This is a genomic window from Micromonospora carbonacea, assembly GCF_014205165.1.
GTDB classification, from domain to species: Bacteria; Actinomycetota; Actinomycetes; order Mycobacteriales; family Micromonosporaceae; genus Micromonospora; species Micromonospora carbonacea.
In genome coordinates this window covers 3589221-3611167 of record NZ_JACHMZ010000001.1, presented here as the reverse complement: position 1 = coordinate 3611167, position 21947 = coordinate 3589221, and the positions used below count along the sequence as shown (strand labels likewise).

The following is a 21947-nucleotide window of genomic DNA, read 5'->3' as shown; positions in this document are numbered from 1 at the left end:
TCCGTCCACCGTGACGCCACCGGGATGACCCGGCCATCTTTCGGGGTCGACCGGAATGGTTATCTCGCCGGTGGACCGCCAATCCGTCTCGACGACGTCGTGGTCCCGCCGCAGGAGTGGGACCAGCCCGTGCGCCGCGGTCAACGCGGTGACCCGGTGCCCTCGGTCGCGGAACTGCCGGAGCAGATTCCACAGATAGACGGAGGTGCCCGCCTGTACCAGAGAGTCGTCGAATCCGGTGCACTCGAAATGGCATTCGATGATGTGCAAGCGCGGTTCCTTCCAGGTGACATCCGTCCCCGGCGGACAACCGTCAGCGCTCGACCCCCGCTGACGGGACCGGGGCATTGTCCTGCTTCTCGCCGGCGCGGCTCGGTGCCCGCATCGCGGTGGCGCCCGCCGCGACGAAAACTGCCAGCACCACGGGAATCCACAACGCCGACGGCAATCCCACCACGGTCGCTGCGGCACCGATGAGAATAGGGCCGAACAGGAATCCCAGATAGCCGATGCTGACCACGGTCGACAGGGCCCGGCCGGCGCGGCTCGGATCCTGGTTCCCGGCGGCGGAGTAGACCTGCGGGGCGATGCACGACAGGCCGGCGCCCAGCAGCCCGAACCCGACGACGCCGGCGACCGGGTGGTGCACCAGCAGGGCCGCGCCCAGGCCGCACGCCGCGAGCACGCCGCTGAACCGCACCAGCGTGACCGGTCCCAGGGCGCGCACCAGCCGGTCGCCGAAGAGCCGGCCCACCGTCATCATGATCGAGAACGCGGCGAATCCGTACGCGGCGAAGCCGGGGCTCGTCTCCAGGTTGTCCCGCAGGTAGACGGCGCTCCAGTCGGCGGCCGCGCCCTCGCCGACGAGCGTGCACAGCACCAGCACGCCAAAGAAGACCAGCAGCAGGGAACGGCGGGAAGGCCCCTGCTCGGCGGTCGGCGAGCCGGCGGCGGCCTCGGGGGCGCCCGCCGCGGGCAGCACCCACAGCGCCGCCCAGACGGCCAGCACCAGCACCCCCGCGCCGACGGTGAGGAAGGTGACGCCGACGCTGGCCCCGCTGCGCGCGAAGAAGCTGCCCACGATGGCCCCGAGGAAACCGCCGATGCTGTAGATGGCGTGGAACGACGACATGATCGGTTTTCCCCAGGCCCGCTGCACCTCAAGCGCATTGGCGTTCATCGCGATGTTCAGCGTGCCGTGCGTCGCCCCGAAGAGGAACAGGGTGACCGACAGGACCACCAGGGTGTCGCTGTATCCGGGAAGGACGAGCAGCGCCCCTTCCAGGATCGCCGACGGAATGAACACCCGGGTGCTGCCGAAACGGTCGGTGAGGCGACCGAGCAACGCCATGCCGACGATGCAGCCGGCCGCAAAGGCCAGCAGCGCGACGCTCAACCGGCCGTCACTGAGCCCGAGCTTCTCCTTTACCGCCGGAATCCGCGCCGTCCACACCCCCAGCGCTGTTCCGAAGAGCAGGAACGCCAGGGACGTGGCGATTCTCCCGCGACGAATCCGACGGCGGTCGACTGGTGCGTTGTCCACAGGGCCCCCTACCCAAGGCAGGCCCCGACACTACCGTGCCCGGCAGGGATACGCCACGAGTCGACAGCGCGGGTTTCGACGGCGAATCCGGTTGACGGGAATGGATCCGGGGCCGGTTATCGCCGACGTGGCGACGCGACCCGGGCCGGCGGGAGAGCCCGGTCCGCACACCGGGCGCGCCCGCGGCCCCGGCGGCGGTCGGCGCGTCGCCACCACCTTGCTATCCATCGGCGGGCATCACTAGATTGGTCGACGGGCGCCGCCGTGCCGTCGATCGCCGACCGGCCCGACGGCTGATGGTCCGCCCGGAGCCGGGCATCCGCGTCGCGCCGCCGGTCGCGCCGCCATGCGAGCGTTCCCGCAGTTCCCCCGTGCCGCCGTCGGCCACGCTCCGCGCCCGTGTGGCGGCACACCCCCGGAAGGAACCCGATGAGGATCTCCCGCGCCCGTCTCACCCCGATCGTCGCCGCCGGGGCGGTCCTGGCCGCCGCCCTGGCCGGCGTCGGCCTGCCCACCGCCCCCGCGACCGCCGCCACCGGCTGCCGGATCGACTACGTGCCCAACCAGTGGACCGGCGGCTTCACCGCCAACATCCGGATCAGCCCCGGCGACACCGCCGTCAACGGCTGGACCCTCACCTGGACGTGGGGCGGCGACCAGCGGATCACCAGCGGCTGGAGCGCCGAGGTCAGCCAGTCCGGTGCCACGGTGACCGCCCGCAACGTCGCCTGGAACGCCTCGGTGCCGGCGGGCGGCTCGGCCGAGTTCGGCGTCCAGGGCACCGTCGGCGCGAACACGGCCGGGCCGACCGGGTTCGCGCTCAACGGCGTACCGTGCAACGGCGCGACCCCGCCGCCGACCACGCCGCCCCCGACGACCCCGCCGCCCACCACCCCGCCGCCCACCACCCCGCCCCCGACGACGCCGCCCCCGACCACCCCGCCGCCCACGACGCCGCCGCCCACCACCCCGCCGCCCGCCGGCTGCGGCACGGCCGTGCTCTGCGACGGATTCGAGAACCAGACCGGGTCGACGCCGTCCGGCGACTGGGCGGTGGTCAACCCCGACTGCTCCGGCACCGGCACGGCGGCGATCGACACCGCCACGACGCACAGCGGCAGCCGCTCGCTGCGCATCAACGGCACGGTCGGCTACTGCAACCACGTGTTCGCCCGGACCACCCGGGGCCTGAGCACCCTCGGCGCGGTCCGGTTCGCCCGGCTCTGGGTGCGGCACACCACCGCCCTGCCCACCTCGCACGTCACCTTCCTGGCCATGGCCGACTCCGCCGACGGCGGCAAGGACCTGCGGATGGGCGGCCAGAACGGCGCCCTCCAGTGGAACCGGGCCTCCGACGACGCGACGCTGCCGGAGCAGAGCCCGTCCGGGGTGGCGCTGAGTCTGCCGCTGGCCACCAACCGCTGGTCCTGCGTCGAGTTCATGGTCGACGGCGCGCAGGGCCGGCTGAACACCTGGGTCGACGGCACGGCGGTCACCGGCCTGACCGTGGACGGCACCCCGACCCACGACATCGACGGGCAGTGGCTCAACCGCACGTGGCGTCCGCAGCTCACCGACCTGCGGCTGGGCTGGGAGAGCTACGGGGAGGGGGCCGACACCCTCTGGTTCGACGACGTCGCGGTCGGGGCGAGCCGGATCGGCTGCTGACCGCCCGGGTCGGGCGGCCCGGACCGGGCCGCCCGACCCGCGTTGGCGCGGATTTCACCGCCGCGTGCGGATCAGTTCCCCCGCCGCCCCTGGCCCGCACCGGCCCGCCGGGCCCAGACTGTTCCTCGCGCCGGTCCGCGCGGTCCGGCCCCGCGCCGGGGAGGGCACCATGACCGAGGGGTACGCCATCGGGCTGCCGTCGTGGCTGAGCATCGCGGATGCCGGCCCCACGGACGCGTCGGGGGAGCGGGCCGTGCTGGAGGCGGCGAGCGCCCGCAGCCGGTCCGGCCTGTTCACGGCGCTGGTCGGCGCGCTCGACCTGCCCGGCTACGTCGGCCGCAACTGGGACGCGCTCGCCGACAGCCTGCGCGACCGGCTCGACGCCGGCCCGCTGACCCTGGTGGTCGACGAGGCCGCGCAGTTGCTCGCCGACGAACCCGTCGGACACCTCGGCCTGCTCCTGGCGGTCCTCGGTGACGCCGCCGGTGACGCCCCGCACCCGCTGCGCGTGGTGCTGCGGGACGCGCCGGAACGCGTGCCGGCCGTGCGCCGCCGCGCGGCGCGCGCCCTGCCGCGCCGCTGAGCCGACCGGCGCCCTCCCGTGCCGCTGAGCGGGTCGCACCGGAGCCCGCGCCCGCCGGGTCCGCGGGCTCACCGCCCGGTCGGGGCCCCGGCCTCCACCGGCTCGTCGAGGATCGCCGCGAAGCGTTCCTCGGCGAGATCGAGCTGGCCGAAGATGTGCTCCTTGACCTCCGGCGCGAGCGGGGTGTCCGGCCGGGCGACCAGCTCCCGCAGGACCGGCACCAGCGGGCGGTACTTCGCCGCCAGGGAGTAGACCCTCGGCCCGACGGTGTGGATCAACCCGACCCCGTTGTCGGTGAAGTCGGAGACCTTGACGACCCGGGCCCACGGCTCGCGGTCCAGGCTGGCCGCCACGTGCTCCCGGTACTGCGCGTGCCGGTCCCGGTCCGGGTCGTACGCCGGATTGGTGACCGCGGCGACCAGCCGCGCGACCCGCGGGCCGAACCGCGCGGCGAGGGTCGCCAGCGCCGCGGCCGTGCGGTCGCCGCCGGCCGCCGGCTCCGCCCGGTGCGCGCCCGCCAGCTCCGCCGGGTGGTCCTCCACCGCGTCGTGCAGCAGGCCGGCGACGACCACGTCCACGTCGCGCACCTGGTAGTGGTGCATCATCCGGATCGCGACCCGCAGCAGGTGGTTCAGGTACGGCTCGCGCACCCGCCGGTCGTCGCGGTGCAGCTCGGCGGCGAGGTCGAGGGCGGCGGTGAGCCGGGCGCGGGCCTCCTCGTCGAACGCGTGGATCTCCAGCCGGAACCGTTCCCGCAGGCCCGGCTCTCCGTGGATCTCGGTGATCGCGTGCATGGGCATCGAGGCCAGGTACGGCGGGAAGTCCATCCACCACTTATAGCTGATCTTCACCGTCGGTGGGCCTTCCCGTCGGCCTTGTGACGCCGACCGTGGCCGGCCCGGCGTCGCCGGTCGGGCGGTCGCCGCGCACGTCCGCGGTGCTCCGGGCGAGTCGGCCGGACGGGGCCGCGCCGAGGCCCGGCCGGGCAGAATGATCGGGGTGGACCGGGTGCTGGCGGTGCTGGTGGCGTTGCCGCCCGCGCTGGTGCTCGCCCTGGTCTTCCTGCTTCCCGCGCTGGAGGCGTCGACGTTCCTCGGGCTGTTCGTGCCGGGGGAGATCGCCGTGCTGGTGGGCGGGGTGGTGGCGCACTCCGGGCGGCTGCCGCTGTGGGCCGTGATCGCGGCCGCCGTGGCGGGGGCGGTGCTGGGCGACCAGGCCGGCTACCTGGTCGGCCGCCGCTACGGCCGCCGGCTGCTGGCCCGCACGCCCCGCCGGTTCGTCCGCTCGGGCGAGCTGCGGCGCGCGCTCGACCTGGTGCGCCGCCGGGGCGCGGTCGCCGTGCTGATCGGCCGCTGGGCGGCGGCGCTGCGGGCCCTGGTGCCGGGGATCGCCGGGCTCAGCGGGATGCCGCGGGCCACGTTCACCACGGCCAACGTGGCCGGCGGGGTGCTCTGGTCGGTCACGGTGGCGGTGCTCGGGTTCCTCGCGGGCGCCTCGTACCGGCTGCTGGAGCGCCGCCTCGGCCTCGGCGGGGAGGCGGTGCTGGCCGTGCTCGTGGTCCTGGTGACGGTCCGGCTGTGGCGGCACCGCCGGGCGACCCGCCGGACCGCCCCGCCGCGCCGGGGCTGACCCCGCGGGCGCGGGCCGAGCCCGCGGGCTCGGCCCGCTGCAGCGGCCCCTGGCGCAGGGTCGGCGTGCCGGGACGGGGGAGAGAGGGGGCCCCCGCCCCGGCACGCCGAGTCAGGTGAGAAGGGGACCCGTCTCGACCGTATGCGTTAACAAGGGCCCCCTCCTTTCACAGCGGCAGGCGGTTCGCGCCGGCGAGCGCGCCGACCACGAGCGGGACCAGCGGCGCGGGCAGCACCTGGCCGTGCCGCAGGGTCGGCGTCCAGCCGGCGTCGCCGCCCAGGTCGGGGTCGTGGGCCGCGTTGTACGCGGCCACCAGGTCGACCGGGCGGGCCCGGTCGCCGTCGGCGCGCACCCAGTTGCCCCGGGTGGTGACGGCGGTGCCGCCCCAGTCGTAGAGCAGGTCCCCGGCGGCGATGCCCGCGCCCAGCGTGAAGTGGTTGTTCTCCACGTACGCCGCGGACTGCACCCCGACGCCGACGGCGTAGGAGAAGCCCTCGCCCGAGAGCCGGTACCAGTTGTTGTAGACGTCGACCTGGCCGAACCGCACGCGCGGCAGCCGCTGGAGCACGCGGTCGAACATGTTGTGGTGCAGGGTCACCTTGAGCCGGCCGACGTCCGGGCCGACGGTGTTCGACGAGCCGATCAGCATCAGCTTGTCCCGGCCGACGAACCGGTTGTACGAGGCGGTGACCAGGCTGGCGGTGTGGGTGACGTCCAGCGACCCGTCGTGCACCTGGTAGGGGCGGCCGAAGTGCACCGGCTGCGCGCTGTCGGGGTTGTCGCCGTCGGTGAACGTGTTGTGGTCGACCCAGACGTGCTCGCTGCGGCGCACCGAGACCTGGTCGTACTGGGAGTTCCAGTTGCCGGTCGCGCCGTCGGTCGGCGACCAGGCCGGGAAGCAGTCCCGGGCGTCGTCGAAGGTCAGGTTCCGCACGATCACGTTGTCCGCGGTGTCGATCATCAGGGTCAGCCCGGTCAGCGTCGCCCCGCGCAGCCCCACGATGGTGGTGTTCGGGCCGACGTTGATCTGGGTCTGCTTCGTCTGGTTGGCCACCGAGCGCACCCGCGCGGCCTCCAGCGGCCCGGTCGGCGGCACCATGCCCCAGCCGGCCGGGTCGTACGCGGCCAGGTAGGCCGCCTGCGAGTACTCCGGGTCGGCCAGGTCGGCGCAGCCGAGCAGGCTGCCGTCGGCGGCCTCGAAGCCGTCGACCACGCCGTCGACGACGATCAGCTTGGGGGTGGCGTTGGCGCGGTTGGTGGCGTTGTCGCCGCCGAGGGCGTCGACCAGCTCGGCGCGGGTGCGCACGAGGTGGACCTGGTCGGCGGCGGCGGCCGAGCCGCCGGTGGTGCCGACGCCGTCGGCCGCCCAGCCGTCGCCGGGCGGCAGCGTCTGGCGGGCGAAGCGTTCGACGGGCCGGGGCACCGGGCCGGCGGCGTCGGCGGGGGCGGCCGCCGCCGCGCCCGGTGTGACCAGCAGGGACAGGGCGACCAGGGCCGCCCCGGAAAAGCGGTGACGCATGAGGACTCTCCGAAGGGGTCTGTCGGTGCGGCGGATCCCGTGACGGGCACGGGACGCCGGTACGACTGACCGTAAGGAAAATCACTCAAGTGAGTCAATGATTTCTATATGCAGCTATGTTGCACCGAATCATGACAAGCAGCATTCACCCGACCGTTCGCGGCCCCGAACGCGGTGGTTGCGCCCGATATGCGGGACCGGCCGTCGCCCGCCGTTTGCAGCGCGTTTTCAGTGGCCCGGCACCGGGCCCGCCTCGGCCGCCCCCTCCCGTGTCAGTTCGGTGCGCACCGGCGGCACCGCCCACGGCACACCCAGCTCCGACAGCAGCGCCCCGGAGGCGGCCGCCGCCCGCAGCGCCGCGTTGACGCCGCGCACGGTCAGCACCCGGTACGGCCCCCGACCGGTCGCGGTCACCAGGTCGCCGCCGAGCAGCGTCGGCTCGGGCGCGGCCTGGACCGCCTCCAGCACGGCCGTGAACGGCGCCGTGCGCGCCAGCGGAGCGATCAGCGGCGTCCCGGCCGGGTCGGCCCGGTGCGCCAGCAGGTTCTCCAGCAGGCCGCGCCGCCCCGGCACCTCCCGGGGCGCGTCGTCGCCGGGCAGCAGCAGCCGGTCCGTCGGATACTCCAGCACCGCCCGCCCGGCCGAGCCCGTCACGAGCACCTCCCCGGCGACGAAGTCCTCGCCGGCCAGGGTCACCGCCGCCACGATCGGCGGCCCGGCGCGCGGCACGACCCGCAGGGCCGCCGTGTCGTCCACCTCGATGGGGCGCACCCGGTAGCGCTCCAGCTCGATCGTCGCCGGCCGCACCGGCGCGCCGGTGACGGCCTCGGCCACGGCGAGGCACTGCATCACGGCGTGGGCGAGCGGGTTGGCCAGCGCCCCGTCGAGCACCGGGCGGCCGTCCAGCGTGCGCCGGCCCGCCCAGGGCGCCCGCGCGTAGTAGCCGTCCGAGCGCTGCCAGGCGGCCACCGTGGCGATGCCGGTGACCGTGCCGAGCCGCCCCGCCGCCACCGCCGCCGTCAGCTCGGCCAGCGCCGCCGACCCGAGGGCCTGGAAACCGACCTGGCAGGCCCGGCCCGTCTCGGCCAGGGCGGCGGCCAGCAGCCGGTGCTCGGCCATCGACAGCACCGGCGGCTTCTCCAGCAGCACGTCCGCCCCGGCGGCCAGCACGTCCCGGGCGATCGGCAGGTGGGTGTGCGGCGGGGTACAGACCACCACCACGTCCGGCTTCGCCGCCGCCAGCATCTCCGCGTGGTCGGTGAAGACCGCCGCGTCCGCCGGCAGCGCCGCCGCCGGCTCCGGCTCGATCGGGCGTACGTCGACCAGCGCGACCAGGCGCAGCCGGCCGGCCTCGTGCAGCGGCGCGATCACCCGGCGGTGCCAGCGGCCGTGCCCATTCGCGCCGATGACCGCCACCCGGGGCGGCGCGCCGGTCGCCCCGGCGCTCATGCCGGCACCGTCCTCATGCCGCCCCCGCCAGGGTCGCCGCGACCCCGTGCCGGTGCAGGGCGGTCAGCCAGTCCGTGACGTCGGCGCGGACCTCGTCGTCGCCGGCCACCTCGGCGGGGAAGACCTCCCGCAGCCCGAACAGCGCCTCGACCACCCCGGCCGGGGTGCCGCCGGAGGCGGCCAGCGCCCCGGTGATCCGGTCGGCGAGCGGGTCGGCCAGCGGCAGCGCCGTGCCGTCGTCGGCGGTCCCGCACACGAACCGCATCCACGCGGCCACCACCAGCGCCGACCAGCGGGCCGACCGGCCCGCCGCGCGCAGGTCCACGATGGTGTGCAGCACCCGCTGGGGCAGCTTCTGCGAGCCGTCCATGGCGATCTGGAGCGTGCGGTGGCGGATCGCCGGGTTGGCGAACCGCCCCAGCACCTCGTCGCCGTACGCCACCATCGACACCCCCTCCGGCGGGGTGAAGCTGACCGCCACCTCCTCGGCGACCAGCCGGCGCAGCACCCCGGTCAGCCCGGGCACGCCCAGCGCGTCGGCGACGGTCTCCCGCCCGGCGAGGGCGCCCAGGTAGGCGGTGGCCGAGTGCAGCCCGTTGAGGCCGCGCAGCTTCACCCGCTCCCACTGCCCGGCGTCGTCGGTGAGCACCGCGCCGGCCACCTCCCACGCCGGCCGGCCGCCCGGGAAGTCGTCCTCGATCACCCACTGGCGGTACGGCTCGGCGGCCACGGCCGCCAGGTCGGCGAAGCCCAGCGCGTCGCGGGCCGCGGCGAGGGTCTCGGCCGTGCTGGCCGGCACGATCCGGTCCACCATCGTGCCGGGGAACGTGACCTGCCCGGCCACCCAGGACAGCACCCGGTCGGACGCGCCGGAGCGGGCCAGCGCCTGCTCGACCAGCCCGCGCAGCCGGGCCCCGTTGGCGGGCAGGTTGTCGCAGCTGACCAGCGCGACCGGCCCGGCGTCGGTCGCCGCCCGGGCGGCCAGCCCGCGCACCAGCAGGCCGGGCACCGTCGTCGGCGGCGCGTCGCCGGCCAGGTCGGCGGCGAGCGCCGGGTCGGGGCGCAGCCGCCCGGTCACCGGGTCGAGCTGGTAGGCCTTCTCCGTCACGGTCAGGGTGACCACCCGGATCGCCGGGTCGGCCAGCAGCGCGACCACGGCGTCCGGGTCGCTCGCCGCGTGCCGGACCCCGGCCAGGGCCCCGATCACCCGGGTGCTGTCGCCGGCGGCGGACATGCTGGTCACGCTGAACAGGTTGTCCTGCGCGGCGAGCGCCTCGACGAGGTCGGTGCTGCGCGGGGCGACGCCGACGATGCCCCAGTCGCCGCCGGCAGCGCCGACCGCCTCCTCCGTGTAGACGGCCTGGTGGGCGCGGTGAAACGCGCCGAGGCCCAGGTGCACGATGCCGGCCGGCACGGTGCCGGGGCGCAGCAGCGGCCGGCTGGCCTCGGGCAGCCGGCGCAGCGCGGCCAGCCCGAGGCGGGACGCGCCCACGGTCACCGCCATGCCGGGCCGTCCGGGAAGCGGAACTCGGCGATCGACCCGGGGCGCATGGTGGCGCTGTAGCCGGGCGCGGTGGGCAGCAGGTAGCGCCCGTCCCGGGTGCGGACCGGGTCGACGAAGTGCTCGTGCAGGTGGTCGACGTACTCGACCATCCGGCCGTCGAGGCTGGCGCCGACGCGCAGGAAGTCGAAGACGGCCAGGTGCTGCACGTACTCGCAGAGGCCGACGCCGCCGGCGTGCGGGCAGATCGGCACGCCGAACTTCGCCGCCATGACGATCTCCGCGAGCACCTCGTTGACCCCGCCGACGCGGCAGGCGTCGATCTGCATGACGCCGATCGCCTCGGCCTGGAGCAGCTGCTTGAAGATCACCCGGTTGGCGGCCACCTCGCCGGTGGCGACCCGGCACCGGCCGCCGGTCAGCTCGGTCACCGCGCGGGCGATCCGGGCGTGGCCGAGGATGTCGTCGGCGTGCGTCGGCTCCTCGATCCAGTACGGGTCGACCTCCGCCAGCGCCGTCATGTTGGTGATCGCCTCGTCGACGTCCCACACCTGGTTGGCGTCCATCATCAGCAGCGCGTCCGGGCCGATCTCGGCGCGGATGATCCGCGCCCGGCGCAGGTCGTCGGCCGGCGGGCCGCCGACCTTCATCTTCATCGCCCGCCAGCCCGCCGCGTACGCCTCCCGGGTCAGCGCCCGGACCTTCTCGTCGGGGTAGCCGAGCCACCCGACCGAGGTGGTGTACGAGGGGAAGCCGTCGCGCTCCAGCAGGGCGACCCGGTCGGCCATTCCGTCGCGGCCCTTGTCGAGGATGGTCGCCGCCTCGTCGGGGGTGAGGGCGTCGGTGATGTGGTGGAAGTCGATGCTGGCCACGAGCTCCTCGGTGGGCAGCTCGGCGAGGAACCGCCACATCGGCTTGCCGGCGAGCTTGGCCCGCAGGTCCCACACGGCGTTGACCAGCGCGCCGGTCGCCATGTGGATGACGCCCTTCTCCGGGCCCAGCCAGCGCAGCTGCACGTCGGCGCTGAGCGAGCGCCAGAACGTCACCGGCTCGGCGACGATCTCCTCGACCGTACGGCCCCGCACGTGGTGGGCCAGGGCCCGCACGGCGGCGCAGGTGATCTCGTTGCCCCGCCCGTTGGTGAAGGTGAAGCCCGCGCCGACCACCCCGGCGTCGGTGCCCAGCTCGACGTACGTCGCCGAGTAGTCGCCCTTGTTGATCGCGTCCGAGCCGTCGCCGGCCGCCGCGGTCGGGAAGCGCACGTCGTGCACGTCGACGGAGGTGATCCTGACACTCACAGCTGTTCCCCGATCTTGTAGACCCTCTTGGGCAGGCGGTAGGCGAGGTCGACGATCGTCTCGGCGGCCTCGTCCTCGGTCAGCCGGTGCTCGGCGACCAGCCGGGCGAGGAAGCCGGCGTCGACCCGGCGGGCCACGTCGTGCCGCACCGGGATGGAGCAGAACGCCCGGGTGTCGTCGACGAACCCGGCCGTGTTGTAGAAGCCGGCGGTCTCGGTGACCGCCTCCCGGAACCGGCGCAGCACCTCGGGGGAGTCCAGGAACCACCAGGGCGCGCCGAGGTAGAGGGCCGCGTAGCCGCCGGCGAGGGGGGCCAGCTCCCGGGTGAAGGTGTACTCGTCGAGGGTGTAGACCACCACCCGCAGCCGGGGGTCGTTGCCGTGGGCGTCCAGCAGCGGGGTGAGCGCGTGCAGGTACTCGGTGGCCTGCGGGATGTCGCCGCCGACGTCGCGGCCGTGCCGGGCGTACAGCCAGCGGTTGTGGTTGCGCACCGAGCCGGGGTGCAGCTGCATCACCAGGCCGTCGTCGAGCGACATCCGGGCGAACTCCAGCAGCATGTGCGCCCGGAACGCCTCCGCGTCGGCGGCGTCGGCCGTGCCGCGCAGGCCCCGCTCGAACAGCGCCGCGGCCTCCCGGGCGTCGAGGTCCAGGGTCTGCGCGGTCGGGTGGCCGTGGTCGGAGCAGGTCGCGCCGGCGGCGATGAACGCCTCCCGGCGTCGCCGCAGGGCGGCCAGGAAGCCGGCGTACGTGCCGGTGTCCTCCCCGGCGACCGCACCGAGCCGCTCGACGTTGCCGGCCCAGTTGTCGAACTCCATGTCGACCACGTTGTCCGGGCGGAACGTGGTGACCACCTTGCCGCCGGGGCCGCCCCAGCCGTCGGCGGCGAGCTTCGCGTGCTGGGCCAGGTCGTCCAGGGGCGACTCGGTGGTGGCCAGCACCTCGATGCGGAACCGGTCGAACAGGGCCCGGGGCCGGAACGCGGGCTCGGCGAGGCGGGCCGCGACCTCGTCGTACACGGCGTCGGCGGTGGCGGGGGACAGCGGGGTGTCGACCCCGAAGACCTCGGTGAGGGTCTGCTCCAGCCACAGCCGCGACGGGGTGCCCCGGAACAGGTGCCAGCCGTCGACGAAGCGCCGCCAGATCTTCCGGCCGTCGGTCTCCACCGGGCTGCCGTCCACCGTCGGGACGCCCAGCTCGGCCGGGGGCACGCCCTGGCTGAGCAGCATCCGGGTCAGGTAGTGGTCGGGCACGATGATCAGCCGGGACGGGTCCGGGAAGGGCTGGTCCTCGGCCAGCAGGGCCGGGTCGACGTGCCCGTGCGGGGAGATGATCGGTTGCTCCGCCGCCAGCGCGTACAGCTGCCGGGCCAGGGCGCGCAGGCCCGGGTCGGCGGGGAGGAGCAGGTCGGGTCGGGAGGTGGTCGGCACGTCGGATGGCTCCTCGGATGCGGTCGATGGTGCGGGGACGGGCCGGCGGGGCCGGGCAGCGCCGGCCGGCCCCGCCGGGGCGGGCCGCGACGGCGGCGCGCCCGGGGCGCGGTCGGTCAGGGCAGGGAGAGCAGGTCGGCCACCCGGACGGCCTGGCCGGTCTCGAAGGACCGGTTGGCGGCCAGGCCGGTGAGCAGCGCGAGGGCCCCGTCGCGGGCGGTGGCCGCCCGGCGCAGCGGGTCCGTCGCGCCGCCGAAGAGCACCCGGGTCATCCGGGCGTCCGCGCCGCCGTGGCCCTGCCGGGTGTAGCCCTCGACCTCGATGCGCCGCGGCGGCTGCCAGTAGGGGCGCAGCGTGAGCGTGGCCGAGCCGCCCTCGGCGGCGGCCTCGGTGCCGTGCAGCGCCGCGCCCTTGAGCGCGCCGGCGGCCTGCGGGCTGACGAACTCGCTCTCCACGACCTCCAGTTCGAGGCGGCCCCGGCTGCCGTTGACCATCACCCGGTAGCCCTCCCAGGGGGCGTACGCGGTGAGGTGGTAGGTCATCGTCGCGCCGGTGGAGTAGCGGGCCAGCACGGCCATGTCGTCCTCGATGGTGACGCCGGGGGCGAAGACGTTCTGGTCGCGGTGGTAACCGTCCTCGTCCTCGGCGTCGAGGTACAGCTCCCGCAGCCGGGGGTGCTCGGCCATCCGCAGCGCGAACGGGTCGTCGGCGGCGGCCGGGGCGTCGTGCGCGCGCTCGTAGTCGCGGGCGTAGCCGTGCCGGCGGCCGGCGTCGCCGTAGAAGAACAGCCGGCCGGCGGCGTAGACCTCGACCGGCGTGGCGTCGAGCCACCAGTTGACCAGGTCGAAGTGGTGGCTGGCCTTGTGCACCATCAGCCCGCCGGAGTTGGCCTTGTCGCGGTGCCAGCGCCGGAAGTAGTCCGCGCCGTGCCGCACGTCGAGCAGCCACTCGAAGTGCACCGACCCGATCTCGCCCACCGCGCCGTCGGCGAGCAGCCGGCGCAGCTGCTCGTGCAGGGGGTTGTAGCGGTAGTTGAACGCGACGGTGACGTGCCGGCCGGTCTCGGCGACCGCGTCCAGGATGCGCCGGCAGCGCGGCGCGTCGACGGTCATCGGCTTCTCCGAGACCACGTCGCAGCCGGCGTGCAGGGCCGCGACGATGTACTCGTCGTGGGTGGCGTCCACGGTGGTGACCAGGACCGTGTCGACCCGCTCCTTGGCCAGCATCGCGGCGAACTCGTCGGCGCGGTACGTCGGCACCGGCGGGTGGCCCAGCTCGCCGAGCCACCGGTTGTGCGCGTCCATCCGGGCCTGGTTGACGTCGGCGAACGCGACCAGCTCGGCGGTGTCGGCGTGGTCGCGCACCAGCGCCCGGACGAACATCTCGGCCCGGGCCCCGGTGCCCACCACGGCGTGCCGGGTCCGTCCGCCGGTTCTGGAAGACATCGCGTGGGCCTCCTGGCTGGCTGCAAAGGTTTGCAGTGAAGAAACCACGATCGATCGCAGCGAGTCAACGACGGAAACAAAATCCGCGTGCCTCGTCCTACTTTCGCACCATACGAACGCATGATGCGTGCCCGTTCGAAACCTGGTCGTAACCTTCGAGCGTTGACACTGGAGCAACCGTTTGCATTAATTGGCGGCACCCCACGTGACCGCAGCCACACCGGACGAAAGGGCCGCCGTGCCAGTCACCATCAGGGACGTCGCACGGGCCTCCGGCGTGCACATCTCGACGGTATCCCGCACGTTCTCCGCACCGCACCTGGTCAACCCGGAGACCCGGGTCCGGGTGCTGGCCTGCGCGGAGGACCTGGGCTACCGGCCCAACCGCGCCGCGCGGGCCCTGATCACCGGTCGCACCCACAACATCGGCCTGATCATCGCCGACATCGCCAACCCGTTCTTCCCGCCGCTGATCAAGGCGGCGGAGGGGCAGGCCCGGCACCGCGACTACCACATCTTCGTCGCGGACACCAACGAGGACCCGACGGCCGAGGAGGAACTGGTCCACGCCCTGGCCAAGCAGGTCGACGGGGTGCTGCTGTGCAGCCCCCGGATGAGCAACAGCCTCATCGAGCAGCTCAGCCGCGAGGTCCCGCTGGTGGTGATAAACCGCCAGGTGACCGGCCTGCCCTGCGTGATGATGGACGTCGGCCAGGGCGCCCGCTCGGCCATCGAGCACCTGGTCGGCCTCGGGCACACCGCGATCGGCCTGCTCAGCGGGCCGCGCGGCTCGTGGACCAGCCGGGAGATCCGCCGCTCGGCCGCCGCCGCGGCCCGGGCCGGCGGCGCGGAGCTGACCGTCCTCGGCCCCAACCCGCCCACCGAGCACGGCGGCCTCGCGCTGGCCGAACACGTCCAGCGCAGCGGCGTCACCGCCGTGCTCGCCTACAACGACCTGATGGCGATCGGGCTGATCGAGGGCCTCGACGCCCTCGGGGTCCGGGTGCCGCAGGACGTCAGCGTCGTCGGCATCGACGACATCGCCCTGAGCCGGCTCACCCGGCCCAAGTTGACGACGGTGGCCACGCCTACCGCGGCCGCCGGCCGGACGGCCGTCGACATGCTGCTGCAACAGGACACCGACGCGCCGCGGGGACCCCGGGGCGTCGGCAGGGGCACGGCAGTCGGCGCCCGTCGCACCACCGCACAGGTAATGCTCCAGACCGAGTTGGTCATCCGCGACTCCACCGGACCCGCTCCTGGGACCGGTAGCCCCGACGCCGTCCGTGTCGGCCCGGATCCGCATCGCACTGCGGACCCGGGCCGCCCGAGGGCGGCCACCGGTGGCGCTGTCGCCTCCTAACGCCGAGGAGTGAGCGCACATGCACCCCGCCACACCCCCCACCGCCGGCGCACCCGCCGGGCGTTCCCACCGTACCCCCCGCCGTAGGCTGCTGCGCGGGCTCGTCGCCCTCGCCGTGGCCGCGCCGCTGGTCCTCGGCGCCGCCGCCTGCGGCGACGACTCCGCCGGCGACGACGGCAAGATCAAGCTCTCCATCTTCTGGTGGGGCGGCGAAGCCCGGGCCAAGCTGACCGAGGACGCCCTCGCCCTCTACACCAAGAAGAACCCGAACGTCACGTTCGAGAAGACCTGGCAGGCCAACCAGGGCTACTTCGACAAGCTGGCCACCCTCACCGCCGGCGGCAACCCGCCGGACATCTTCCAGATCGACGACAACTACCTCGCCGAGTACGCGGCCCGCAACACCACCCTCGACCTGACCAGCTACTCCGACTCCGGCAAGCTCGACGTGTCGAAGTTCCCCAAGAGCCTGTGGCAGTACGGCGTGGTCGACGGCAAGCTCGCCGGCCTGGCCGCCGGCGAGAACACCCAGGGCCTCGTCTACAACAAGACCCTGCTCACCAAGAACGGCCTCCCGGAGCCGACCACCGGCATGACCTGGGAGGAGCACATCGCCTGGGCCGAGCAGGTGGCGAAGAAGGCCAAGGTCCCCGGCACCATGGACCCCAGCGCCGACTACAAGGCGTTCTGGGTGTGGCTACGCCAGCAGGGCAAGGACATGTACAAGGGCACGGAGCTCGGCTTCACCGTCGAGGACGTCACGAAGTGGTTCGAGCTGTGGAAGGGGGCCCGCGACCGGGGCGCGACCCCGACCCCGGACGTGATCCACGAGGGCAACGCCACCGACATCACCAAGCAGCTCGTGGTCACCGGCAAGGCCGGCACCTCCTGGGTCTGGGTCAACCAGATGCCGGAGCTGAAGAAGAACACCAAGGACGAGCTGGGCGTGGTCGCCTACCCGGGTGACCCGAGCGCCCAGTGGGCCCGCGCCGCGATGTACTGGTCGGTGTTCAAGGGCAGCAAGCACAAGGACATCGCCGTCGACGTGCTCAACTTCCTCGCCAACGACCCGGAGGCCGTCAAGATCCTCGGCACCGACCGGGGGCTGCCGTCCAACCTGGACCTGCGCCGCGTCGTCAGCGACGACACCACCGACCCCGCGATGAAGCAGTCCATCGCGGTCGAGACCGAGCTGGCCCAGAAGTTCGGCCAGTCGCCGCAGGTGCCGATCAAGGGCCACAGCAAGGTCCGCGCCGAGCTCATCAAGGCGGCCGAGGAGGCGCAGTACGGCCGGCTCGCCCCGGCCGCCGCGGCGGCCCTGTTCATGGACGCCTGCAAGTCCGCCATCGCCTGAACCGCCGCACACGCTCGGAAAGGAGCCGGCTCGTGGCCCTGACCACGGTGCCCGACCCGACCCGACGCGGCACCGGATCCGCCCGCGCCCGCCACGGCGCGGGCGGGCGGATCCGGCAAAGCGAAGGTCTCGCGGGGTACGTCTTCCTCTCGCCCTGGCTCGTCGGACTGATGGCCATCACGGCGATTCCCATGCTCTTGTCCCTCTACCTCAGCTTCACCAACTACGACATCCTCACCCCGTTCTCCGAGGTCGAGTGGGTGGGCCTCGCCAACTACGAGCGGATGTTCACCAGCGACCCCTCGTACTGGCACGCGGTGCGGGTGACCCTGACCTTCGCCCTGGTGGCGGTGCCGCTGAAGCTGGCCGCCGCGCTCGGCGTGGCGCTGCTGCTCAACCGGGCCTGGCGCGGGGTCGGGCTGTTCCGCAGCCTGTTCTACCTGCCGTCGCTGCTCGGCGGCAGCGTCGCGCTGGCCATCGTCTGGGTCAACATGTTCAACCGCGACGGCGCGTTCAACTCGATGCTGGCCCTGTTCGGCATCGAGGGCAAACCCTGGGTCAACGACCCGGACTGGGCCCTGGAGACGCTGATGGTGCTCGCCATCTGGCAGTTCGGCGCGCCCATGGTGATCTTCCTGGCCGGGCTCAAGCAGGTGCCGACCGAGCTGTACGAGGCCGCGTCCGTGGACGGGGCCGGCAGGTGGCGGCAGTTCCGCGCCGTCACCCTGCCGATGCTCTCCCCGGTCATCTTCTTCAACCTGGTGCTGGAGACCATCAACGGCTTCCAGGGCTTCACCGCTGCCTTCGTGCTCAGCAACGGCACCGGTGGCCCGGTCGACTCCACGCTGATGTACACGCTGAACCTCTACATCAAGGGCTTCACCGACCTGGAGATGGGTTACGCCTCGGCGATGGCCTGGGTCTTCCTGATCGCCATCGGCGTCATCACGGCGGTCTTCTTCAGCACCGGACGCTTCTGGGTGCACTACTCCGACGGGGAGGACCGGTGACGACGGCTACCGCGGAACCGCCGGTGACCGGGCCGCGCCGCCCGCGCGCCGGACGGGGGCAGGCCGTCCGCCTGCTCGTCCTGATCGCGATCGTGGTGGTCGTGCTCTACCCGCTGTTCTGGATGATCGGCACCTCGGTCAAGAGCCAGCAGGAGATCGTCAGCAACATCGGCCTGCTGCCGAAGGAGTTCACCCCCGGCAACTACGTCGACGGGTGGACCAACTTCGACCTCAGCTTCGGCCGGTTCTTCCTCAACAGCGCGATGGTCAGCCTGCTGACCGTCGTCGGCAACGCGGTCTCCTGCCTGCTCGCCGCGTACGCCTTCGCCCGCCTACGGTTCCGGCTGCGCGGGATGTGGTTCGCGATCATGATCGGCACCCTGCTCCTGCCGGGGCACGTGCTGATCGTGCCGCAGTACATCCTGTTCCGCAGCCTCGGGCTGGTCGGCGGCGAGTGGCCGTACCTGCCGCTGCTGATCCCGCAGTTCCTGGCGACCGAGGCGTTCTTCGTCTTCCTGATGGTGCAGTTCATGCGGGGCATCCCGCGCGAGCTGGACGAGGCCGCGAAGATCGACGGGGCCAGCGCGTTCGGCATCTTCCGGCACGTCATCCTGCCGCTGAGCCGCCCCGCGCTGGTCACCACCGCGATCTTCTCGTTCATCTGGACGTGGAACGACTTCTTCCGGCAGCTGGTCTTCCTGTCCAGCCTGGAGGACTACACGGTGCCGGTGGCGCTGACCCTGTTCATCGACTCGACCAGCCAGAGCGCGGTCGGCCCGATGTTCGCCATGTCGGTGCTGTCCCTGCTGCCGGTGTTCCTGTTCTTCCTGGCCTTCCAGCGGATGCTCGTCGAGGGCATCAACACCAGCGGCCTCAAGGGATGAGCGCCGTGCCGCAGGACGCGCCGGCCCGCCGGGACTGGCGGGACGTGCTCCGCGACGCCGCCGACCTGGCCCTGGTCGGGTTCGCGCTGGTGGTGGGCGCGCTGCCGGTGGTCACCGCCGGCGCCGCGCTCGCCGCCGCCAGCGCCGCCGTGCACGACCGGGTCACCGACGGCGGCTGGCCCGACGCGCGGACCACGCTGCGCCGGTACGTGCGGGGGCTGCCGGCCGGCGTGCCGGTCACCCTCGCCGCGCTGGCCGGCGCGGCCCTGCTCGGGGCGGACCTGGCCGCGCTGGCCACCGGCCGGGTCCCCGGCGGGGCACCCGCCCTGCTGGTCACCGGCGTCGTCACCGCGGCCCTGGCCGGCTACGCCGGCCTCGTCGTCGTCGAGGTCGGGCGGGCCGGCGGACGGGGCTGGCGGGCCGCGGCCCGGTCCGCCGCCCGCTCCTGCCTGGCCCGCCCGGGCGGCTGGGCGGCGGCCGGCGGCGTGTGCTGCGTGGCCGGCGTCCTGACCGCGCTGGTCATCCCGGTCGCGCTGCCGATCCTCGCCGGATACGCTCTGGCGGCCCTGCACGCGGTCGCCCGCCGCCCCGCCGTCGCCGTGGAGCCCTCGTGACCGACCAACGCCCCCGCCCCCGCGCCGACGACGCCGGCCCCGGCAGCCCCGACGACCCCCGGCTGCGCGTCGGCGGCGTCGAGGTGGCCCGCTACGTGCTCGCCCCCGACCTCGACCCCACGCACGGCCCCCGCCCCTACCTGCACCCGGTGCGGACGCTGGGCGGGACGGTGGTCACCGACGAGCTGCCCGCCGACCACGTCTGGCACCTCGGCGCGTCCCTGGCCGTGCAGGACGTCGCCGGCACCAACCTCTGGGGCGGGCGCACCTACGTGCGCGACGCCGGTTACACCTGGCGCGACGACCACGGCCGGATCGTCCACACCGGATGGGACGAACGCGCCGACGACGCGCTGGCCCACCGGCTCCAGTGGCGCGACCCGGCCGGCGCGGTGCTGCTCACCGAGCGCCGCCGCCTGGCCGCCGCGCCGGTGCCCGGCCGCCCCGACGCCTGGCGGCTGGACCTGCGCTACGCCCTGACCGCCCCCGCCGACCGGGACGTCCCCCTCGGCAGCCCCGCCACCAACGGCCGCCCCGGCGGCGCCGGGTACGGCGGGTTCTTCTGGCGGGCGGTCGCCGCCGAGCCGCCGCACGCCTTCACCGCCTCCGCCGACGGGGAGGAACACGTCAACGGCAGCGCCGAGCCGTGGGTCGCGCTGACCGGCACCGGGCCGGGCGGCGGCGCGTACACCCTGGTCTTCACGGGCCTGGGGCCCGGCGACCGGTGGTTCGTCCGGACGGCGATGTACCCGGGGGTCTGCGTGGCGTTCGCCTTCGAGACCCCGGCCGTGGTGCCCGCCGGCGGCAGCCGGCACGGCCGGCACGGCGTCGTCGTGGCCGACGGGGCCCTCGACCGCGACACGGCCGCCGCCCTCGCCGCCACCCCGACGGAACGCGCGTGACCGGCGCGCCCGGCCCCGAGGTGGTCGCCGTCGGCGAGACCATGGTGGTCATGTCGCCGGCGGACGCCGCGCCCCTGGACCGCGCCGACCGGCTCCGGCTCGGCGTCGGCGGCGCCGAGTCCAACCTGGCGATCGGCCTGGCCGGCCTCGGTCACCGGGTGGCCTGGGTCAGCCGGGTCGGCGACGACCCGTTCGGGCGGATGGTGCTGCACGAGGTCGCGGGCGGGGGCGTCGACGTCGACTCGGTGGCGCTCGACCCGCACGCGCCGACCGGCGTCTACTTCAAGGACCCCCGGCCGGAGGCCACCGGCGTGCACTACTACCGGGCCGGCTCGGCGGCGTCCCGGCTCGGCCCCGGCGCGCTGGACGACCCGCGCCTGGCCGGCGCGCGGCTGCTGCACCTGTCCGGCATCACGCCGGTGCTGTCGGAGTCCTGCCGCGCCCTCGTGGCGCACGCGGTCGACGACCGGCCGCTGGGCGACGCGCTGGTCAGCTTCGACGTCAACCACCGGCCCCGGCTCTGGTCCGCCGACCGGGCCGCCGACGTGCTGCGCGACCTCGCCGACCGGGCCGACATCGTCCTCGTCGGGCTCGACGAGGCCGAGCGGCTGTGGGGCGCCGCCGACCCACAGGCGGTACGCCGGCTGCTGCCCCGCCCCGCGACGGTCGTCGTGAAGGACGGGGCCGTCGGCGCGACGGCGCTGCCGCGCACCGGACCGGCGGTGTTCGTGCCGGCGCTGCGCGCGCCGGTGGTCGAGCCGGTCGGCGCGGGCGACGCGTTCGCCGCAGGCTACCTCTCCGCGGTGCTGCGCGGGCTGGACCAGGCGGCCGCGCTGCGCTGCGGCCACGTCGTCGCGGTCCGGGCCCTCGCGGTGCCCGGGGACTGCGCGCCCCCGCCGCGGCGGCGGGACCTCGACGGGGTCGTGGCCCTGCCCGCCGACCGGTGGGCGGCGCTCGACCCGGTCGCGGCCGGCCTGCTCCACGGCCTGACCGGCGGATCGGCTGATGGACCGGTCGGCGGTGGCGGGACGGCCGCCGCCGATGACGGGAGCGCACACGTGGGGACCGGCGCGGCCGGCCCCGGAGACGGAAGGGGCAGCCGGTGACGGCGCACGACTTCACACCGATCTTCGCCGGGGCGCGGGTCATGGTGATCCTGCGTGACCTGCCGCCGCAGGAGACGGTCCGGCTCGCCAACCGGGCCTGGGACCTCGGCATCGACGTCGTGGAGGTGCCGGTACGCACCCCCGAGGCGGTGACCGCGCTGCGCGCGGCCGTGGAGGCGGGGCGGGAACGGGACCGGATCGTCGGGGCGGGCACCGTCTTCACCCCGGCGCAGGTCCGGCAGTCCGCGTCGGCCGGCGCGGCGTTCACCGTCGCCCCCGGGCTCGACCTCGCGGTGGCCGACGTGGCCCTGACCTACGGGATTCCGCACCTGCCCGGCGTGGCCACCCCGACCGAGGCGCAGCGCGCCCGCGACCACGGGCTGACCTGGCTCAAGGCGTTCCCGGCGGTGAGCCTCGGGCCGCAGTGGTTCAAGGCCGTCGCCGGGCCGCTGCCCGAGCTGCGCTTCGTCGCCACCGGCGGCATCGACGCCGGCAACGCGGCCGACTTCCTGGCGGCCGGCGTCAAGGTGGTGGCGGTCGGGTCGGCCCTGTCCGATCCCGCCCAGATCGACCGCCTCGCGGAGCTGGCCCGGGGCGACCGGATGGCCTGACCGCCCGGCACGGCCTGACCGCCCGGGGGTGTGCGGGGCGG

19 protein-coding genes are annotated in these 21947 nt (G+C 74.5%); 11 read left to right on the top strand and 8 right to left on the bottom strand.

The annotated features are described in order from the left end of the window. Window positions 1-313: 313 nt before the first annotated feature. A complete protein-coding gene (locus HDA31_RS15460; protein WP_178064675.1) occupies window positions 314-1543 on the bottom strand; it encodes an MFS transporter in 1230 nt (409 codons plus the stop codon). Between the two features lie 429 nt (window positions 1544-1972). Between HDA31_RS15460 and HDA31_RS15455 the strand changes: the two genes are divergently transcribed. Both HDA31_RS15455 and HDA31_RS15450 read left to right on the top strand, forming a co-directional pair. Further along, entirely contained in the window at window positions 1973-3211 is a 1239-nt protein-coding gene (locus tag HDA31_RS15455) for a cellulose-binding domain-containing protein (protein ID WP_178064676.1), read from the top strand. Between the two features lie 169 nt (window positions 3212-3380). Further along, window positions 3381-3794, top strand: coding sequence for a barstar family protein (locus tag HDA31_RS15450; protein WP_178064677.1), 414 nt, complete (start codon window positions 3381-3383; stop codon window positions 3792-3794). Between the two features lie 68 nt (window positions 3795-3862). Here HDA31_RS15450 and HDA31_RS15445 read toward each other — a convergent pair whose 3' ends face one another. Beyond that, window positions 3863-4621 carry an HD domain-containing protein gene (locus HDA31_RS15445; RefSeq protein WP_178067382.1) on the bottom strand — a complete coding sequence of 253 codons (759 nt, stop codon included), beginning with the start codon at window positions 4619-4621 and terminating at the stop codon, window positions 3863-3865. 172 nt (window positions 4622-4793) lie between these two features. On the opposite strand from HDA31_RS15445, the gene HDA31_RS15440 reads away from it, so the two are divergent. After that, window positions 4794-5423: a DedA family protein gene (locus HDA31_RS15440; protein WP_219825052.1), complete on the top strand. Its 630-nt coding sequence runs from the start codon at window positions 4794-4796 to the stop codon at window positions 5421-5423. Between the two features lie 166 nt (window positions 5424-5589). Here HDA31_RS15440 and HDA31_RS15435 read toward each other — a convergent pair whose 3' ends face one another. The 6 genes from HDA31_RS15435 to HDA31_RS15410 all read right to left on the bottom strand — a co-directional run bounded on the left by HDA31_RS15435 (window position 5590) and on the right by HDA31_RS15410 (window position 14062). Then, window positions 5590-6942 (bottom strand): pectate lyase family protein, encoded by a 1353-nt coding sequence (locus HDA31_RS15435; RefSeq protein WP_178064679.1) that lies wholly within the window; start codon window positions 6940-6942, stop codon window positions 5590-5592. Between the two features lie 228 nt (window positions 6943-7170). Beyond that, window positions 7171-8391, bottom strand: coding sequence for a Gfo/Idh/MocA family protein (locus HDA31_RS15430; protein ID WP_178064680.1), 1221 nt, complete (start codon window positions 8389-8391; stop codon window positions 7171-7173). A 13-nt stretch (window positions 8392-8404) separates the two neighbouring features. Further along, window positions 8405-9895, bottom strand: coding sequence for a mannitol dehydrogenase family protein (locus tag HDA31_RS15425; protein ID WP_178064681.1), 1491 nt, complete (start codon window positions 9893-9895; stop codon window positions 8405-8407). After that, the gene (locus HDA31_RS15420) at window positions 9886-11190 is read right to left on the bottom strand and encodes an enolase C-terminal domain-like protein (RefSeq protein ID WP_178064682.1); all 1305 of its coding nucleotides are present in this window, start codon (window positions 11188-11190) and stop codon (window positions 9886-9888) included. The genes HDA31_RS15425 and HDA31_RS15420 overlap by 10 nt, the downstream gene beginning before the upstream one ends. Then, the gene (gene uxaC / locus HDA31_RS15415; protein WP_178064683.1) at window positions 11187-12617 is read right to left on the bottom strand and encodes a glucuronate isomerase; all 1431 of its coding nucleotides are present in this window, start codon (window positions 12615-12617) and stop codon (window positions 11187-11189) included. Before uxaC ends, HDA31_RS15420 begins: the two co-directional genes overlap by 4 nt. A 116-nt stretch (window positions 12618-12733) precedes the next feature. Next, window positions 12734-14062: a Gfo/Idh/MocA family protein gene (locus tag HDA31_RS15410; RefSeq protein ID WP_178064684.1), complete on the bottom strand. Its 1329-nt coding sequence runs from the start codon at window positions 14060-14062 to the stop codon at window positions 12734-12736. A 238-nt stretch (window positions 14063-14300) separates the two neighbouring features. On the opposite strand from HDA31_RS15410, the gene HDA31_RS15405 reads away from it, so the two are divergent. The 8 genes from HDA31_RS15405 to HDA31_RS15375 all read left to right on the top strand — a co-directional run bounded on the left by HDA31_RS15405 (window position 14301) and on the right by HDA31_RS15375 (window position 21906). Next, window positions 14301-15425: a LacI family DNA-binding transcriptional regulator gene (locus HDA31_RS15405; protein ID WP_178064685.1), complete on the top strand. Its 1125-nt coding sequence runs from the start codon at window positions 14301-14303 to the stop codon at window positions 15423-15425. A 19-nt stretch (window positions 15426-15444) separates the two neighbouring features. Then, entirely contained in the window at window positions 15445-16779 is a 1335-nt protein-coding gene (locus HDA31_RS15400; RefSeq protein WP_178064686.1) for an ABC transporter substrate-binding protein, read from the top strand. A 32-nt stretch (window positions 16780-16811) separates the two neighbouring features. Beyond that, window positions 16812-17789 (top strand): carbohydrate ABC transporter permease, encoded by a 978-nt coding sequence (locus tag HDA31_RS15395; RefSeq protein ID WP_178064687.1) that lies wholly within the window; start codon window positions 16812-16814, stop codon window positions 17787-17789. A gap of 122 nt (window positions 17790-17911) precedes the next feature. Further along, a complete protein-coding gene (locus tag HDA31_RS15390) occupies window positions 17912-18673 on the top strand; it encodes a carbohydrate ABC transporter permease (RefSeq protein WP_246384678.1) in 762 nt (253 codons plus the stop codon). Then, on the top strand, window positions 18670-19287 hold the full coding sequence (locus tag HDA31_RS15385; protein WP_074476148.1) for a hypothetical protein: 618 nt from the start codon (window positions 18670-18672) through the stop codon (window positions 19285-19287). Before HDA31_RS15390 ends, HDA31_RS15385 begins: the two co-directional genes overlap by 4 nt. Continuing rightward, window positions 19284-20189 (top strand): DUF6807 domain-containing protein, encoded by a 906-nt coding sequence (locus tag HDA31_RS31805; RefSeq protein ID WP_219825053.1) that lies wholly within the window; start codon window positions 19284-19286, stop codon window positions 20187-20189. Before HDA31_RS15385 ends, HDA31_RS31805 begins: the two co-directional genes overlap by 4 nt. Beyond that, a complete protein-coding gene (locus HDA31_RS31800) occupies window positions 20186-21295 on the top strand; it encodes a sugar kinase (RefSeq protein WP_246384611.1) in 1110 nt (369 codons plus the stop codon). Before HDA31_RS31805 ends, HDA31_RS31800 begins: the two co-directional genes overlap by 4 nt. Next, window positions 21292-21906, top strand: coding sequence for a bifunctional 4-hydroxy-2-oxoglutarate aldolase/2-dehydro-3-deoxy-phosphogluconate aldolase (locus HDA31_RS15375; protein ID WP_178064689.1), 615 nt, complete (start codon window positions 21292-21294; stop codon window positions 21904-21906). Before HDA31_RS31800 ends, HDA31_RS15375 begins: the two co-directional genes overlap by 4 nt. Window positions 21907-21947: the final 41 nt, after the last annotated feature.

Excerpts from the sequence above, each read along its gene's own strand:
- HDA31_RS15455 (WP_178064676.1), top strand. The coding sequence starts at position 1,973 with ATGAGGATCTCCCGCGCCCGTCTCACCCCGATCGTCGCCGCCGGGGCG.
- HDA31_RS15450 (WP_178064677.1), top strand. The coding sequence starts at position 3,381 with ATGACCGAGGGGTACGCCATCGGGCTGCCGTCGTGGCTGAGCATCGCG.
- HDA31_RS15445 (WP_178067382.1), bottom strand. The coding sequence starts at position 4,621 with ATGGACTTCCCGCCGTACCTGGCCTCGATGCCCATGCACGCGATCACC.
- HDA31_RS15435 (WP_178064679.1), bottom strand. The coding sequence starts at position 6,942 with ATGCGTCACCGCTTTTCCGGGGCGGCCCTGGTCGCCCTGTCCCTGCTG.
- HDA31_RS15430 (WP_178064680.1), bottom strand. The coding sequence starts at position 8,391 with ATGAGCGCCGGGGCGACCGGCGCGCCGCCCCGGGTGGCGGTCATCGGC.
- HDA31_RS15425 (WP_178064681.1), bottom strand. The coding sequence starts at position 9,895 with ATGGCGGTGACCGTGGGCGCGTCCCGCCTCGGGCTGGCCGCGCTGCGC.
- HDA31_RS15410 (WP_178064684.1), bottom strand. The coding sequence starts at position 14,062 with ATGTCTTCCAGAACCGGCGGACGGACCCGGCACGCCGTGGTGGGCACC.
- HDA31_RS15400 (WP_178064686.1), top strand. The coding sequence starts at position 15,445 with ATGCACCCCGCCACACCCCCCACCGCCGGCGCACCCGCCGGGCGTTCC.
- HDA31_RS15390 (WP_246384678.1), top strand. The coding sequence starts at position 17,912 with ATGATCGGCACCTCGGTCAAGAGCCAGCAGGAGATCGTCAGCAACATC.
- HDA31_RS15385 (WP_074476148.1), top strand. The coding sequence starts at position 18,670 with ATGAGCGCCGTGCCGCAGGACGCGCCGGCCCGCCGGGACTGGCGGGAC.